The sequence below is a fragment of the Archangium sp. genome, from assembly GCF_045802675.1.
Lineage (GTDB): Bacteria > Myxococcota > Myxococcia > Myxococcales > Myxococcaceae > Archangium.
In genome coordinates this window covers 1-15756 of the sequence record NZ_JBJMQO010000118.1, presented here as the reverse complement: position 1 = coordinate 15756, position 15756 = coordinate 1, and the positions used below count along the sequence as shown (strand labels likewise).

Genomic DNA, 15756 nt, shown 5'->3' with positions numbered 1-15756 from the left:
TGAGCCAGCAGGCGGCGCCCTGAGCACGGCCACTGCGAGCCGTGCCGAGCCTCAAGGGGTGGAGCGCCCGCCGATCTCCGGGAAGCGCTCGTAGGCCCGTTTAAGCGCGTCCAGGTGCGCGGGGTTGTCCAGGTCGAGCGGCACATCGGTGAGTTGCACGACCCACCCACCCGTCGCGGTACGCCGTGAGCGTGACAACAGCTCCGCGTCGCGGGCCGGGTCCGGAAACCCGATGGCTTCTGCGGCAGCGGGCGACCAGTAGTTCAGCCACCCAAGGTAATAGGGAATCGCTGGCGAGCGGATGTGTTCGAGGAGTTTGAGGGCAGGCAGCCCCCGGCGTGGGGACGGCGGCCCTTCCAGCGAGGGGGCCGTCTGATAAGCGATGTCCAGCGCAGCGTCATCCGGCGTCGCATGTCCCCAGAACGCGCAAGCGCCCTCCGCTACGCGGTCCAGCATCTCCCCCGCTGCCGCGATAACAGCCGCGTCTAGCGGCAACTCCGCATGGACGTCGAGCAGCGACTGACCGCCCGGACCGAGGCGTCCCGCTCTCCCCCTTCCCGAAACCGTCACGGGGTAACTCTCGTCTCCATTGCACAGGAGCGGGAGCTTTCCGCGTGTTGTCGCCTCAACGAGCCAAGCGTCGCGTTGCGATAACTCGATGGGGCGCCCTCCTTTGCCCACTTCCCATTTCAGGCGCAAGCCGGGCAGCGCCCGTTCCATACCACGGACCACAGCGAGTGTGCGGCCGTCATTGGCCGCGAGCGCTGGCGCGTAGACGGTCAGATCGAGGCGTTTCTGAGTGGTCATCGTTTGCATCCTGTGACGACGATGTTGAGGAATCGATCAGCTCGCAGCAGCGCGTCTTTGTGTGCTTGGGTGCTCACCCCGATCACGTAGCCATATCCGCATGCCGCCGCCGCGTCTCGCTCCTTTTCTATCTGCTCCAACTCCTTCTCAATCTCCCGCCTCCGGATGAAATCAGGGTATGTGTCAAATCGATGGGTCTTGATTTCCCAAAGCACACGCCCGCCGACTTGCAGCGCATCGAAGCTCACTCCGTCCACGAGCACATCCATTCCGGGATAACGGTTGGGCGGAAACTGATCGGCGCACTTGTTATGCGCGTCATCCTTGCCCTCGTGCGGCACTGGGATGGGTTCGCACCTGCGGCGGCGGTCTCGCTCCGTGACTTCGACTGGCCCAATGGGAGGGAAATCTGGCCCTTTTGGCTCCGGCTTGGGCCTTTTTTTCGGCGCGGGCTTCGACGGGGCGGGCGCTGTTTCAGGTACGGGCCTTACCTCGGGGCGGCCCATATCCAGCGCATACGCATCCAGGACCTCTTTGAGGGCGAAGCCCACCACGACAACGCCCGCGACGATCACCGCTCCCACGACGAACTCCGGTGCCGCCAGCACGCAGACGCCGAGCCCCACGCCAGCGGCACCAGCGGAGGCGACCGCGCATCGTCCCGTGGTGTCGTGAAATTCGATCCGCTCATGGTCGAGGGCATGAAAGCACCGCTCCGCCAGCAGGGGCCAGGGCTCGGAAGCTTCGCGGACGGCGCAACGCCCCCCGTCCGTCCAGGGCAGCGTCGCCGCTCGCTGGAGGTTGGCGAGCCTCGGGTCGTGGGCCGCTGGCTGTGATGGGGTGGGCGCTGACGTAGCGCAGGCTGAGACATAGAGCAGAAGTGCGATGCGCGCTCGGAGACGCATGGCCGGGTCCTCCATTAGAGCTACTCACATACAAGCCGCACCAAGCTACGGACAACCAATCCTCGTGCAGGTCGGCCCTTGAATCTCAAGCAGGGTCAGCAACCCTCAGGCCAGCGCGCTCACCAGCAGCAACCTGTCCCGCCTCTCGGGCGAGCTCACCCTCACCCACGACAGGCCCATCCCGAAGCGCAAATCCTTCACATCCCGGAACGTCTCTTCCGTGCGAAACCTCTTGCCGTACAGCCCTACCACGAAGGCCGCCGTGGCCTCCGTCAGGCTCGTCGCCAGGCACCACGGCTCCTTCATCCCCTTTTTCTTCACGCACACCACCGCGGGCACAGGCGCCTCGTCCTGTGTCACCTTGGCCCCCATCAACCGCAGCGCCCTTCCCGTTTCGGGCACCCACTCCCCCGCGCTCTTCTTCTCCCCCTTCTCGTCCATGACTTGAATGCACTGGCGGAAGCGCACCACGTAGTCGAACTTCAACTGCTCCAGCAGTACAAGGAGCGGGTGGCTCGCTGGTATCGCTCCGCCGGTAAACCCCTGCTCAAAATCGTCATCGTCGAGTCAGACGATTCGTGCGAGGAGAGGTGTTGAACCGAGTCCTTGGACACCTTCCTTGGGGCTTCACGGGGCTGGCTTCCCCTTCGAGCGGAAGCCAGCCGCGTCCGCCGCGGTGAAGGCCGTGTCCGGGAGGTCGACATTGAAGCGGACTTCCTGGACCTGGGTCGTCACCTCTCCCAGTGCGCCCCGCGCTGTCGTACGGAACGGGACCACCTCGCCGTCCACGTTGCGGTAATCCTCGTACGTCGTCGACTCGCCATTGGCCTCCCGCCGGAGCACCAGGCCGGTCCGGGCCGAGACGTGGAGCACCACGGTGCTTCCGTCGCTCGCGGTGAGTTGCAGCACGTACATGTCCTCCTCGCCGACGCGGCTCCGCTTCTGGAGGGTGATGTCTTTGTAGAGGCGTCGCAGGTCGAGCAGCGGGTAGAGGGTGGCGTCGCGCCGGGCGCGCTCGTCCTCGGCCGCGCCGTTGGTCGAGTCCTGGCCGAACGTCGTCTGCTGACCGCCGTGGGCCCCATCGAAGAAGACGCGCACCCGGCCCAGCCGCTTGCCGAGGGCGGTGAATACCTCGTCCTCGACACGCATGGCGGGGGCCTTGGCCAGGAGCGTGACGTCGGACCGCACTCCCTGGTTTTCGTAGGAGCGCTGCGCACGCGCCTTCATGGACGTGTGCCGCTGGAGATTCCGCACGCCGCCAGCGGCCTGCACCATGCGCTCGAGCAGCTCGTCCACCGGCGGAAGGTCACCGGCCATCGTCGGCGTGGCGCCGGGTTTCTCGGCGGCGGACGGCGTGGCGGGGGGCGGGGTGCTCGCGGGCGGCGGGGTCTCGTCGAGCAGCACTGGCCAGAGCAGGCTCCCGGCGTTCCCAATCCGGGTCAGCCAGGTATGCGACGTGTTGGCCAGCAGGACGAAGCCCACGCGGCGCTCCGGGATGAAGCTCACCAGCGCGCTGATCCCCTGAGAGCCGCCGTTGTGCTCGACCACCCGGTGACCGTTCCAGTCGTAGCTCGTCCAGCCCAGCGCGTACGACCAGGCGGCGTTGCCCCGGATGTGCGGGTGGGTGAGGTCGCGCAACGTTTCCTCGGTGACGAGCCGTTTTCCTTCAATGCTTCCGCCCCCGGTGAGCAGGCGCAGCCATTGCGTCATGTCGCGCGCCGTGGACGCCATGCTCCCCGCGGGCGCCAGCACCTCGAGGCTTTCGGGCGTTGGCACCGCCTTCCACGTCCTGGCCCCCTCGTCGTAGACGTAGCCGAGGGCATGATCCTCCGCCTTGACGTGCAGCGCCGAGGTGAAGCTCGACTTCATGCCCAGCGCGTCGAAAATCCGGGTCTGGATGACGCGCTCCCAGGTGGAGTGGTTCGCCCTGGCGATGAGCTCGCCGGCGGCGGTGTACATCGCGTTCGAGTACTGGAACTCCGCGCGGAGCCGGGCGGCGGGCTTCGCCGAGAGCGCGGCGCGCAGGTACTCCTCCCGCGTCAGCACTCCGAACTCGGCCGCGAGGTCGGCGTAGCTCTTGAGGCCCGTCCGGTGCGAGAGCATGTCGCGCAAGGTCACGAGCGCGTCGGCCTCGGGATCCCCGAGCTTGAAGTAGGGCAGGTACCGGTGCGGCGAGTCGTCCAGCGACAGCACGCCCTCGTCCTGGCTGATCCCCGCCGCCATCGAGGTGAACGCCTTCGTGCACGAGCCGATGGGAAAGACCGTGTCGACAGTCGCCGGGAGCTGCCGGTCGACATCGCGCAGACCGAACGCGTCGAGCAGGATGACCTCATCATCCTTGACGACGGCGAACGCCAGCCCCGGGATGTGCAATTGCTTCCGCTGGTCCTCGAGGAGCTCCCCGACCTTCGCCAGGCGGGCCTTGTCCACGGTGCTCGCGGGGGTGGGCGAGGGGGCCGCGGCGAGCGGCGTGCCCCAGGGCAGTATGACCAACGCCGCCACGGCCGCGATGAGGGGAGTGCGCATGCGCGCAGGATAGCCGGGAGTCAGTTCCTCGCGCCGTCCGCGATGTTCATGCGGTACGAAGGCAGGCCGGACAGGTCAGTAGGCTCCGGCGCTCGCGGTCGTGGCGGCCGGGGGGAGCACGTCCGCCAGGTCCGTGGCCACGGTGAAGCCGTCGTGGAACAGCACGCCCTCGGGCGCGATGGTCGAGTTCCGGTAGAGGCCCTGCTTCACATAGACGCCCTGGCCCGGGTACAGCGTGGCCAGGGGGGTGGGCGCAACGACCTGCTGGCCGTTGTGGTACAGCTCCACGAAGCCCACGTTCGGATCGGCGCTCCACTTCACGTGGACCACGAAGTCGTTCCAGACGCCGCGCTGCAGCGGGGCCTTCCACACGTCCTGCGCCTGCTCCCCGCCCACGCGCATCCTCATCTCCTCGCCTATGACGTAGAACTCCATCGGCGGCGAGCCATTGAGGCCGGTGTGGTGCCACTGGCTGAAGACCTGCCACGTGTTCTCGCTGGGGTAGCTCTCGTCGAAGAGCGTGCTCCAGCTGTAGTACCGCTCGGCCCCTTCGCCCCTGCCGTCCATGAGCGTGCCGTCCACGTAGACCAATTCATTGCGGTTGCCGCTGGCCTGGATGGGCTTGTCGCCCTGGTTCACCTGCACGCGCAGGGCGTAGCTGCCCTCGCGCACCCGGTCGGCCTCCACGAGGAGCCGGTTGCTGTTGACGCTCTCCTCCTTGTTCCACTGCGAGGCGTTACCCGTCTCGAAATCGCCCTTCCACAGCACACTCGCGCTCGCCACCGTGGGGAGCATCAGGAGACCGGAGAGCAGCCAGGACTTCTTCAAACGGTGTTCCTTTCGTTCGAGTTGGATAGGGGGACAACTCGCGGCGCCGGGACCTTCCGCCCTGCTCGTCTGCCTTCCCTCGATGCATGCCGCCTGCCTGCCCTCCAATGGAGGCTGGGAGCCTCGGGCAACTCCTCCGGAAGGCCGGAAGCTCGAGTCCCCGGCGATGGTCGCGGCCGTCGAGCCCTTCCTGGGACGCTGACCGGCCCGGCGAAGCCGGGGCTCCCTCCTTCTCAGTCAGTTCCTCGCGCCGTCCGCGATGTTCATGCGGTACATCAACCGCTCGCGAGGGTAATAGTCCGCGACGGCGAGGTGCTGGGTGCAGCGGTTGTCCCAGATGACCAGATCGTTCTTGCTCCAGCGGTGCCGGTAGATGAACTCGCTCGTCTCGATGTGGCGATAGAGGAAGTCGAGCAGCGCCTGGCTCTCCGCCTTCGACAGCCCCCGGATGTGGGTCACGTAGGGCGCCGACACGTAGAGGGCCTTCCTCCCCGTCACCGGGTGCGTCTTCACCAGCGGGTGCTCGACGGGCTCGTGGTGCGCGAAGTGCTTGTCCGCGTCGATGCCGTTCTTGCTGAGGCTGCGCTGGAGGCTCGCGTAGTCCGGGCCGAATGCCTTGCGCGTGTCGTGCACCGCGCCGAGCCGCTCGAAGAGCTCGCGCATCGGTGGCGAGAGCGCCTCGTAGGCCTGGTACATGCTGGAGAAGAGCGTGTCCCCTCCAAGCTCCGGCAATATCCTCGAATGCAGCACCGTGCCGAGTGGCGGCCGTGCCCAGCCGCTGTTGTCGGTGTGCCAGGTATTGAGCCCCGGCGGCCGCTGCGCGTCATTGTGCAGGCGCATGCACTCGGGGTGGCCCTCCAGCGTGAAGGGGAGCAGGTGCTCGTGCACCAGCAGCTCCCCGAAGCGCTGGCAGAAGCGCTTCATCTGCGCCACGGTGATTTCCTGCGCCGGAAAGATGAGCACGCTGTGGTCGTGGAAGGCCTTCTCGATGGCCTTCCAGCCCTCCTCCTCGAGCTCCCGCGAGAGATCCACGCCGCTGATGCGGGCGCCGAGCGCCGGGCTGAGCGGCTCGATTCGAAGTGTCTCGTTTGTCATTGCGTTCCTCTCAAGCCGCGGGTGCTACGACCCGCCCGCTCACGTTGGGGGCCGTGGGCGTCCGCAACACAGACGCCAGCGTTTCGGGATGGATGACCCCGCCGCTGACGATGCAGCACGGGTTCTTCCAGCCGTACACGCCCGAATACTGGCGCGCCGCCGCGAGCGCGGCCGCCCCGGCTCCCTCGGCGATGAGCTTCTCGGAGAGCGCCAGGAAAGAGACCGCCTCGGCGATCTGCTCGGGGGTCACCGTGAGCGCGCCGCTCAGCAGCTCCTTCAGCCGGTGGAACTGCGCCGGGATGACGAAGCTCGAGCCGATTCCATCGACGAAGGAGCCCCGGTACGCGACCTCCACCGGCTGGCCCCGTTGCAGCGACGCCGAGAGCGGCGCACCCGAGGCGACCTCCACCGCGTAGACGCGGACCCCGGCCTTGAGCTGCCGCACCAGGCTCGCGAGGCTGTAGGCCAGGTTGCCCCCGCCGAAGGGGACGAGGAGGGCGTCCACCTCGGGCAGCTCCTCCAGGATTTCCAGGGCGAGCGTCGCGTTTCCCAGGCTGACGAAGGCATCCGTCTCGGAGGCGAGGAAGTACCCGGGCAGCCCGGGGAAGCTCCCCGTGACCATCGTCTCCCGCCACCTCGCGTAGGGCACCTGGAGGAGCGTGGCCTCGGGGTTGTAGCGGGCAACCTGCTCGAGCTTGTAGGGGGCGGCGGAGGAGGGGACGACGATGGTGCAGCGCAGGCCCAGCAGGGCCGTGGCGTAGGCCAGCCCCTGCGCGAAGTTGCCGGTGCTCCCCGTCACGATGCCGTCCTGCTCGATGCGGCGCCATACGCCGGGGCGGTGGTGGCGATAGCCGAGCAGTGCGCCGAGCGCGCCCCGGAGCTTGAAGGAGCCCGTGCGCTGCAGGTTCTCGCACTTGAGGGAGACCTCGCCCTGGCCCCTGGCGTCGAGGTCCATCCGGCAGCGCAGCAGCGGCGTCCTCCGCACGTGGGGGGTGAGGAGTTGGCGCAACCGGGACACGTTGGCGGGTGAGAGGTGTTCGGCGAGCTCATCGTGAGCCATGGGCGGCGCTCCTCTGTCTCCGCGTCAGCGCGACAGCGTGAAGACCCGGTAGCCGTGCTCCTGGCGCAGGCCGGCCTGGGTGGCGGCTCGCGCCGACTCGAGCTTCCCCGCGAAGAACGTGGCGACCGGCCTCAGCCCCAGTTGCCCTGCGTGCTTCATCAACTGCCGGGTGACGACCGTCGTGAGCCCCCGGCGGCGGTGCTCCGGCTGCGTGAAGAGGCCGCACTCCACCAGCCCGCCGCCCACGACACCGTGCGCCTCGGCCACGAGCCGCCCCTCGTACAGCAGGCCGAACCCGAAGTGGTGCGTGAGGTAGGCCCGCTCGGAGCCGAAGATGCCGTGCACCATCTCCTTCCAGTTCACCTGCGCGAACAGGCCGTCGTCGATCCGGACCAGTTCATAGGGCTCGGGAACCTCGACGCTCTGGCTTCGCGCGTCCTGCGGAGTCATTCCGCCGAACTGCAGGCGCTCGGCCGCGACGAAGCCATGCGCGGAGGCCCGCGCCTCGACCTCCTGTGGCGCCGAGCAGACGAGGGTGATGGGGGGCCTCGAGGCGAGGAACGCCAGGGCTTCCTCCAGGAACCGTGGGGACAGCTCTCCCGCGAGGAAACAGAAGGGCGCGCCCGTGGCGATCAGGCATGCGCGGGCGCGCCCGCCCTCCCACGAGGCGAAGGCCTGCCCGGGGATGTGGCCCTCGAGGACGGCGTGAACGAAGGCGAGGTTCGGAAAGGACGGCGCGAACAGCGGCGCGACCCGAGGCGCGTCCTCGGCCTCGAGCGGACACAGCGCCGTGGCCCCTGTCCCGAGCGTGGGCGCGGCGAGCTTGGGGCGAGAAGCGACAGCCGTGTCCATGCCAGGGCCTCCTCGAGCGGCTCCGAAAACAGGGAGAACGGAGAAGCGCTATATGACAGTAATTCTCAAAAAGCGAGAGAGGCTCACGAGGAGGGGTGGGCCCGTCGTCCGCCCCTCCGCTCCCTCTCATCCCATGATAAAAACCTCGCTGCAAAACAGGATTAGCCCGCCCCTTCCCCCCCGAGGAGCACGCATGTCCGGCCCCGAGACGTCCACCCCCCGCCTTCCGGCGGAGCCGTCGCCCCATGTCCTCGGGAGCGAGGCCGAGCGGCACCAGGTGCTGGTGGCCTTCAACGCCACGGCCGCCGACTACCCCGCGGACACCTGCCTGCACACGCTCGTGGAGCGCCAGGCCGCCCTGCGCCCCGAGGCCATCGCCGTGGAGTTCTCCGGCCAGCGCCTCACCTACGCCCAGCTCGACGCCCGCGCCAACCGGCTCGCCCACCTGCTGCGGCGCCACGGCGTCGGGCCCGACGTCCCCGTCGCCCTCTGTTTCGAGCGCTCCCTGGAGCTCATCGTCTCGCTGCTCGCCATCCTCAAGGCCGGCGGCGCCTATGTGCCGCTGGATGCCTCCTACCCCGAGCAGCGGCTGGCCTTCATGCTCGAGGACTCCCGCCCTCGCGTCCTGCTCACCACCCGCGCCCTGGCCCCGAGGCTCTCCGCCGCCTCGCACCTGCCCCGCGTCTTCGTGGAGGAGGTGGACCTCGACGGCCTGCCCACGGCTCCGCCCGAATCGGGCGTCCCCACGCGTGGTGTCAGACTCGACTTTCGCCATTTTTAGGCCCGGAGAGAGCCGCAGTTCATGCGGCTTTCGGCTGAGGCGGGGAAGTGGAGTCCTCTGTGTCTTCTTCAGGTGCTGTCCCCCTCTCTTCTGGCAGTCAGCTCGAGTGCGGAAAAGACGGAAGAGGATGGGCAGTGCCCAGACTCGTCCGGAGAAGGGCACGGGCACCAACACGGCCAGCACCACCCAGACATGGCCGAAGGTGAGCAGGCGCGTTTTCCGGGTAGAGCGCACCGCGTCGACGTGGACGCCCAGCCCGAACACCTTGGGCCCCTTGTGCGTGCACAGAGTGTCATCGAGCACCAGGCGCAGCGGCCCCGGTGCGAGCGCCACCAGCTTGAGCAGCAGCAGGTGCCCCACCTCGTCCAGGCACCAGCGGGCGCGGGAGAAGAAGCGGTGGAAGGCGGCGTGGTGCAGGGTGCCGGAGACACCTGCCACCACCAGCGCCTCGGTGACGGCGTGCACTCCGCTGGTACGCACCCAGCCTGCAAACAGGGTGAGGAAGCGGCGAAACGAGGGTCGTGTGAAGGCGGGCTGACGAGCAGAAGTATCGGCAGCAGCGTGTTCAAAGAGGGGGCGGTCATCGGTGTACTGGACGGGAAAAGTCTTGGTCGACTACTCAACCATTCCCGTTGGCCGCCCTCCTCCTGCGCTCGCGCCCTCCTCGCTTACCCGCCTGCTCTCCTCAAAATGGCGAAAGTCGAGTTTGACACCTTCGGTGGACGCGGGGGGGCGGCGGTGAGGGCGGCCCTGCTCGGACCGGGGCAGGGGCTGCCGGTGTGGGCCGTGGGGCTGTTCGTGGGCGGAGTGCTGGGCCCGGTGGTCAATGGCTCCAACCAGGCGCTCTGGCAGGCCAAGGTGATGCCGGATGTGCAGGGGAGGGTGTTCGCCTCGAGGCTGTTGATCGCCGCGTTCACCGTGCTGCTGGCTCCGCTCCTCGTGGGCCCGCTCACGGACCGGGTGCTGGAGCCGGGATGGGCGAGGGCGGTGAGCCGGCGGGGATTTTCGGCCCGCCTCTTCCCGCTCGGCCGTCACCGCCGCCTGCGCGCCGGTGGCGCTTCCCTCTCGACCCGGAACGCCGCATCCAGGACGAAGGAGCGAACCCGGACGTTCCCCTGGGAGAGCTCCCGCGCCTGTTCTTCGAGCAGCTGCCGGGCACGGTCCTGTGTGCTCACGCGTCCTTCGCTGGGATGCGCACGCGTTTCATCCCAGTGCGTGCAGGCGTACCAACCGACGAGGTAGATGCCATGCTGGCAGGCGTTTTCCGCGAGGTAGCGCCCCACGAGTTGCTCCCGCATGGCCGTCCACAGCTCCGCGTTCCAACAGCCCTTGACCTCGATGATGACGCTGATGGCCTCGTCGCGCCCCTCGGCTCCAGGAGCAATCGCCTGAACCAGCAGGTCCGTGCGCTGTCCGGCGCGCAATGGCTCCGTGGGACGGATTTCCACCTCGCGGTTCACGACGATGCGCCGGCCCGAGAGATCCTGCATGAGGTGACGCTTGATCCAATCCGAGAGCTGGTTCTCCTTCTTGGGCTTGAACCGGACCGGCTCTCCCTCCTCCTTCCACTCGTTCCAGAGGAACTCGAGCGCGGGTGTCTCCCCATGGAGGTCCCTCTGAAGGCGGCCGAGCGATTCCAGCAGGACCTCGAGGAGCTGCGCCTCGCTCTGAACGATGCGTGCCTGGGGCGAGCCCACGAGTGCCAGCAGCTCCCTGGGCCCCGGAGGCTGCCAGGTCTCCGCTCGGAAGTGCCCCTGCGCTTTGATGAGCGCCAGGCGCAGCATCTCGTGGCCGGGCAACTCCTGGTTCAGCCGCTCGAGAGCCAGACACGCCTCCCGGGACGCCTGGTTGTGCAACGCTCCCCAGATGCTGCCCTGGATGGAGTGCAGATCGCGGGGCGATTCTTCCAGGTCCCACGGGCGAGCCGCTCCCCGCTGAGGACGGGGGCCCCCGTGATGCTCGATCCACAGGTAGAGCTCCACGAGCTGCGCTGGAGAGAAAACGCCGAACGCGATGGCGGCGTCCACTCCGTGGGCCTTGAGTGCTTCCATCACGGCCCTGCCGAAGGCCACATCCCGCTGAAGGAGCGGCCAGACGCTTCCCCAGGTCCTCTCCGGGGCCCGCCAGAGCAGGATTCTGGCTATCTCGACCTTGAGCTGCCGGGGCACGTTCTGCTTCGAGGTGAGGATCGACTCCGCATGGGATTGGACCTCGGGGAAGTCATGGTCCATCAGCACCCAGAGCAGGTGCCGGAAGAGGTCCACCGGCAGGAACGGGAGCTTGAACGTCTCCAGGGCCACGGAAAGCAGGACGTCGTCCCAGCACCCCATCAGGTTTTCGAGAAAGGGATGAGTCCCACGGCCGAGGTCCTCGGCGGCCAGCTTGCGCCGGAAACTCCTCTTCACGTCGACGGGCGCGTGCCGGGAGGCCAGCGCCACGACGTTGCGGCGAAGAGCGTTCTCCTTGTCCGACTCCCAGCGAGGCGCGGCCAGGATCAGCGACGCCCAGCTGCTCCAGACGGATTCGGGGAAGCTGTCCAGGAGCGCGGGCGCCATCCGGGCCAGCAACATGAAGGCCGCGTACCCGCTCCAGTCCTCCCAGGGAATCTGCCCTCCTCGCCGCAGCCAGGGCTCTCCCGCTGGCGGGAGTGTGCGAAGGAACCGAGACCCGGCTCGCGCGAGCCGTTCCTGCATCGTCACGGGGAGGGTGTGCCAGTGCTGGGACTGGGCGAAGAGATCGAACACGTCCTTTTTGGGTCCGGACAGGACATCGACAAGCTCGGGCCAGCACTGCGCGTCGCCACCCTCCACCCGCAGAAGCAGCTGTTCACACCTCTGGCGCAGTTGTTCCTCCGGCCCCTCCTCCTGCCTGGCCCGCGGTCCGGGGTTTCCCTGCTGCGAGCCCGCGTCTCCTGACTCCAGGTGCCACGAGAATGCATGGGAAATGGGCGCATGCTGCTCCGCGGCCTTGATGGCCGCAGCTCTGTGGGTGGGGTCCTCCCCCGAGAAGAACCCAGCCGCCAGCTCCGCCCAGCCTGCTTGATCCTCTGGCGACACGGCCTGCTGCGCTCGCTGCAATAGCGGATGGAAGTCTCGCGGGAAGAGCAGCGAAGGATCTACCTGCTTCAACAGCCGCAGATCCTCGGGCTCCGGTCGCGTCGCGGCGAGTGCATCGATGAGCCGCCAGCGTTCTTCCTCATCTCGACGCTCCCATCCATTGGGGGCGCTCTTTCCATCCCCGTCATTGGGGAGGACATCCTTGAAGCATTTCACCTGGGACCACACGGCGGAACAGAAGGGCTCGAAGACGCCAGCGGTCTCCAGATGCTCCCACGCCTTCTGGAGCAGGTCCTCACAGACTTCCTCGAAGGCCAGGCTGTAACGCCCGGGTTTGTTCCTAGTGGCGGGCTCCGCGAGCTTGCGCAGGGCCAGCGGCAGATCCGCGATCGGCATGCGCTTTTCCCAGGCGGACTGGAACCGTCCCCCCAGGTAGGAATGCCGGGGACGGTTCAGCAGCATGTCGAGGGCCTGCTCGGTGGAGACATGCCGGGGCCAGAGCACGGTCAGAGCCGCCTCCTGAAGGTGCTCTCCGGCTTCTCCACCTTCCACCGACAGCGCCAACGGCAGGAGCCGCACCTGGGCTGCCTCATCCGCGAGAGACTCCAGCGCCTGGATGGCGCGGATGCGCTCATTCGCCCCGAACTTCGCGTCCAACGCGATGTCAGCGCAGTCGGGCGCCAGGGAGCGCTCCCCACATGCTCCGGCGATGTCCAGGGCCAGGGTGAGGACGCGCTCCGCGGAAGGCGGCCCGCGGAGATAGCGGCGGAGCTGCCCTCCCAGGCCTGGATGCGCCAGCTTGTGAAAGTGGCTCCGGGCGCTCCAGCCTCCTCCCAGGGACGTGCCTCGCTCGAGCGTGCCCATGAGCGCGTCGATGAGCCGTTCGCGAAGCGGGTGACTCGCAGCGAGGGCATCGCTCCGGAGGAGGACCCAGGGATCCGTCTCCAGGAGGAAGTCGCGGAAGTCTTCATCCTGAGAGGCCAGCCAGGCCGCCACTTCCTGGAGCTGGGGCACGATGAGCTGGCCCGCGTCCTCCGGATGACGGAACAGGCTCGCGAGCTGCTCGCGCGGGACCTTGCGACGCTTCAGGAAGAGGGCAGCCAGGAACTCCGCATAGGTGCGATGGGCCCAGCCCGCGAGCCGGGGTCCCGCCGTGCCGAACAGCCCCGAGTTGAGAGTCTCCTGGATCGCCCCTTCCGTGATGGGCACGCGCCGCCCATGGCCTTCCTCTTCCTCTTCGCCTCCCGTCAGCTCCTCGAGCCGGACGCTGTTGGGGAGATCCTCACCGGGAGCGTGCTGGCCGAGCCAGATCACATCCCTATTGGACAGCAGCGTCAGCGCCGCGAGACGCGAGGCGACGGCCAGCCGGGCTGCTGGACCGAGGAGGCCTCGCTGCCCGGACTCCGCTCGGGATTCATCGTTCTCCTGCGCCAGGAGGCCGCAGCCCTCGAAGTAGAGGGGCCACCGCTCCGCGGGGAGCCGTCCCTGTTTGAAGGCCCTCAGCAAGAACTCCAGGGTCACGGGCCGGATGGCGAGCGCGGTGGCATCTCGCTGGGCGACTTCCTGGAGGAACTTCGCCGCATCCACATCCCTGGCGCGGGCAAGTTGTTCGACATCCCGCCTGCGCAGGGGAGCGAGCTCGACCGCCGCAAATCCTCCCCCCGTCCACAGCTCGCGCAGCCCATTTTCGAAGCTGCGCGGCCAATGGGCAGGGCGGCAGGCGATGAAGAGGAACAGCCGCTCGACCGGGAGCTCCCGGAACTCGTTCAGGAGTACCTTGCTCAGCGTCTCGATGCGCAGGTGGCACTCATCGAAGCCGTCCAGGACGAGGTAGAGCGGAAGGTCTCCCTGCTTCCACTTCGCAACCCCGTCTCCTTCGAAGAGGGCCCTGACCAGCCGCCCCTCATCTCCGAACGCCGCCAGGTCACGCCAGAGAAGCTGCGCGCCCACCCGGCGGCAGTGGTCCTGGATGGACTGCTTCTCCTGCTCCAGGGTGGTCGTCTTGCCCATGCCGGGCTCGCCGAGCAGCGCCACGCAGTGCGTGGAGAGCAGCGCCGTCAAGGAGACGAGCTTCGAGGTCGCCTCCCCGCCGTCCGCCGGGTCTCTCAGGTATCCCTCGTGGGAGAGCGGCAGGGCTTCACCACGAGGGATCCAGAAGCGCTGCCAGGGAATATGGAGGTGAGTTGCCACGCGCCTGCCCGAGATGAGGAGCGCGTCACGATAGCCCAGTTCGGGGCGGCGGGTGGGGCGGACTGGGGAGTCCTTCCCTGGCGCCCACTGATGACACGTGTTGGGTGGGGATGTGCTTCCAAGCTCCTACGTGCTGGAAAACGCGAAGTGCTGCTGGGGCATGGAAGTGATTGGGTCCTGGTGTTGACTAATTATATGGCGTGTATATTTTAGAGGCCTTTTTCTGAGATCCCAATTCAAGGAGGTGCTCAGGTGTAAGGCCATGTAAATCATGGGATGGGTGAAGATGTGCACTGCCAGGGGAGTGTCTCGGCGCTCCGCGACTCGCAATCCGTTACGTCGAGTTCGCTCTCCAAGAACGGGAGACGTGTATTCCATGGAGAGAGGTGAAGAGGCTAATGCATGAGCGCAGGTGTTCCGGGTTGCACGCGTGCAAATGACGCGTGCTCCTTGAACGCGTTCAAGGAGCGCACGTGCTGAGTGCACGCGTGCACATGTGCATGGGGCTCGAGCGTCTTCCTTGAATACATGCAAGGAGCGCATGGGGGAGGCGGGGATGCGGCTCGCGCCGACCTCGTTTTGCGCGCAAAACTCGGGCTTTGTGCGCAAAGTGCGGGCCTGAGGCCCTTCAGCGGGTAGGGCCGTGTAGGCCGCTCGGCACTCCTGATTGCAATCAATTGCGAAAAACGAAGGGCGCCTGCCGCTCGAGCAGGCGCCCTCCACACGGAAGTGCCTCGGCACTCCGCGACTCGCACTCAAAAGATATCCGATTCATGCAGGAGCGCAAGGGTGTTGGTGCATGCATGCACGAGTGCGGGCGGGTTGCCGTGGTGTAGGTCGAAATTGCACATGCGGACGGTGTCAACAACGCTTCATCTCTATTGAAGGCATACGAAAAGATGAGTCCAGAAACTCGAGAGACTTGGGTGTTGGTTTTGTATTGGGTTGTTCGAGGCGGCGCGGTGGTATTTCCATTCGTATGGGGGATGTATGAGATTTTGTCGAAGAAGCCGTGATGAAAGGGTTTCGGGGAGCTGAGGGCCGATTGTCGTTTTGACAGAAGTCAAGGCAGCAGTCCGGCCTCCCCCGGGCTCTGCCCTTACGCGTAAGGGCAGGGCCTTTGTTCTACTTATGTATGAGTGGGCAACCCAGGATCTGTCCGCGGGGTTGCCACGTGGCAAGATTTTCGGGGTCGGTCGCGCGGCGTGAGACCTCCGCTCAGGTGACGCGGGAGGTGCTGCGCACGGGCATGACTCCTGACGTGGTGCCCCCTCGTTCTCTCTTGATACCGTGGTGGCCCGGTTCTGATGACGCAGGGCGGGGGGCGAAAGTGAGCGGCGCAGCGGCCCAACTGCTGGAGCACCGGGGCGAGCCCATGATAAGACTTCACCGCAAAACAGGATTAGCCCGCCCCTTCCCCCCCGAGGAGCACGCATGTCCGGCCCCGAGACGTCCACCCCCCGCCTTCCAGCGGAGCCGTCGCCCCATGTCCTCGGGAGCGAGGCCGAGCGGCACCAGGTGCTGGTGGCCTTCAACGCCACGGCCGCCGACTACCCCGCGGACACCTGCCTGCACACGCTCGTGGAGCGCCAGGCCGCCCTGCGCCCCGAGGCCATCGCCGTGGAGTTCTCCGGCCAGCGCCTCACCTACGCCCAG

General features: G+C 67.2%; 11 protein-coding genes and 1 pseudogene. 2 read left to right on the top strand and 10 right to left on the bottom strand.

The genetic code is table 11. The features are described 5' to 3' along the window. Nucleotides 1-51: 51 nt before the first annotated feature. From ACJ8AN_RS32770 to ACJ8AN_RS32735, 8 genes are all read right to left on the bottom strand, one after another. Nucleotides 52-807 carry a DUF5953 family protein gene (locus ACJ8AN_RS32770; protein ID WP_407759479.1) on the bottom strand — a complete coding sequence of 252 codons (756 nt, stop codon included), beginning with the start codon at nt 805-807 and terminating at the stop codon, nt 52-54. After that, entirely contained in the window at nt 804-1712 is a 909-nt protein-coding gene (locus ACJ8AN_RS32765) for a DUF6310 domain-containing protein (RefSeq protein ID WP_407759478.1), read from the bottom strand. Before ACJ8AN_RS32765 ends, ACJ8AN_RS32770 begins: the two co-directional genes overlap by 4 nt. A gap of 105 nt (nt 1713-1817) precedes the next feature. Further along, entirely contained in the window at nt 1818-2198 is a 381-nt protein-coding gene (locus ACJ8AN_RS32760; RefSeq protein ID WP_407759477.1) for a hypothetical protein, read from the bottom strand. 141 nt (nt 2199-2339) lie between these two features. Further along, complete coding sequence (locus tag ACJ8AN_RS32755; protein WP_407759476.1) at nt 2340-4238, bottom strand: serine hydrolase; 1899 nt, start codon at nt 4236-4238, stop codon at nt 2340-2342. A 75-nt stretch (nt 4239-4313) separates the two neighbouring features. Beyond that, nucleotides 4314-5066: a polysaccharide lyase gene (locus ACJ8AN_RS32750; RefSeq protein ID WP_407759475.1), complete on the bottom strand. Its 753-nt coding sequence runs from the start codon at nt 5064-5066 to the stop codon at nt 4314-4316. Between the two features lie 237 nt (nt 5067-5303). Then, nucleotides 5304-6161, bottom strand: coding sequence for a TauD/TfdA dioxygenase family protein (locus ACJ8AN_RS32745; RefSeq protein ID WP_407759474.1), 858 nt, complete (start codon nt 6159-6161; stop codon nt 5304-5306). Between the two features lie 10 nt (nt 6162-6171). Then, on the bottom strand, nt 6172-7221 hold the full coding sequence (locus ACJ8AN_RS32740) for a pyridoxal-phosphate dependent enzyme (RefSeq protein WP_407759473.1): 1050 nt from the start codon (nt 7219-7221) through the stop codon (nt 6172-6174). Between the two features lie 24 nt (nt 7222-7245). After that, the gene (locus tag ACJ8AN_RS32735) at nt 7246-8073 is read right to left on the bottom strand and encodes a GNAT family N-acetyltransferase (protein WP_407759472.1); all 828 of its coding nucleotides are present in this window, start codon (nt 8071-8073) and stop codon (nt 7246-7248) included. Nucleotides 8074-8266: 193 nt separating this feature from the next. Here ACJ8AN_RS32735 and ACJ8AN_RS32730 point away from each other — a divergent pair, with 193 nt between their 5' ends. Then, on the top strand, nt 8267-8854 hold the full coding sequence (locus ACJ8AN_RS32730; protein WP_407759471.1) for an AMP-binding protein: 588 nt from the start codon (nt 8267-8269) through the stop codon (nt 8852-8854). A 186-nt stretch (nt 8855-9040) separates the two neighbouring features. Here ACJ8AN_RS32730 and ACJ8AN_RS32725 read toward each other — a convergent pair. After that, a pseudogene (locus tag ACJ8AN_RS32725) lies at nt 9041-9334 on the bottom strand (transposase); the annotation flags it as partial. A gap of 551 nt (nt 9335-9885) precedes the next feature. Continuing rightward, complete coding sequence (locus tag ACJ8AN_RS32720; protein WP_407759470.1) at nt 9886-14100, bottom strand: NACHT domain-containing protein; 4215 nt, start codon at nt 14098-14100, stop codon at nt 9886-9888. A gap of 1434 nt (nt 14101-15534) precedes the next feature. Here ACJ8AN_RS32720 and ACJ8AN_RS32715 point away from each other — a divergent pair. Continuing rightward, a partial coding sequence (locus ACJ8AN_RS32715) for a hypothetical protein (RefSeq protein ID WP_407759469.1) occupies nt 15535-15756 on the top strand: 222 nt, incomplete at its 3' end.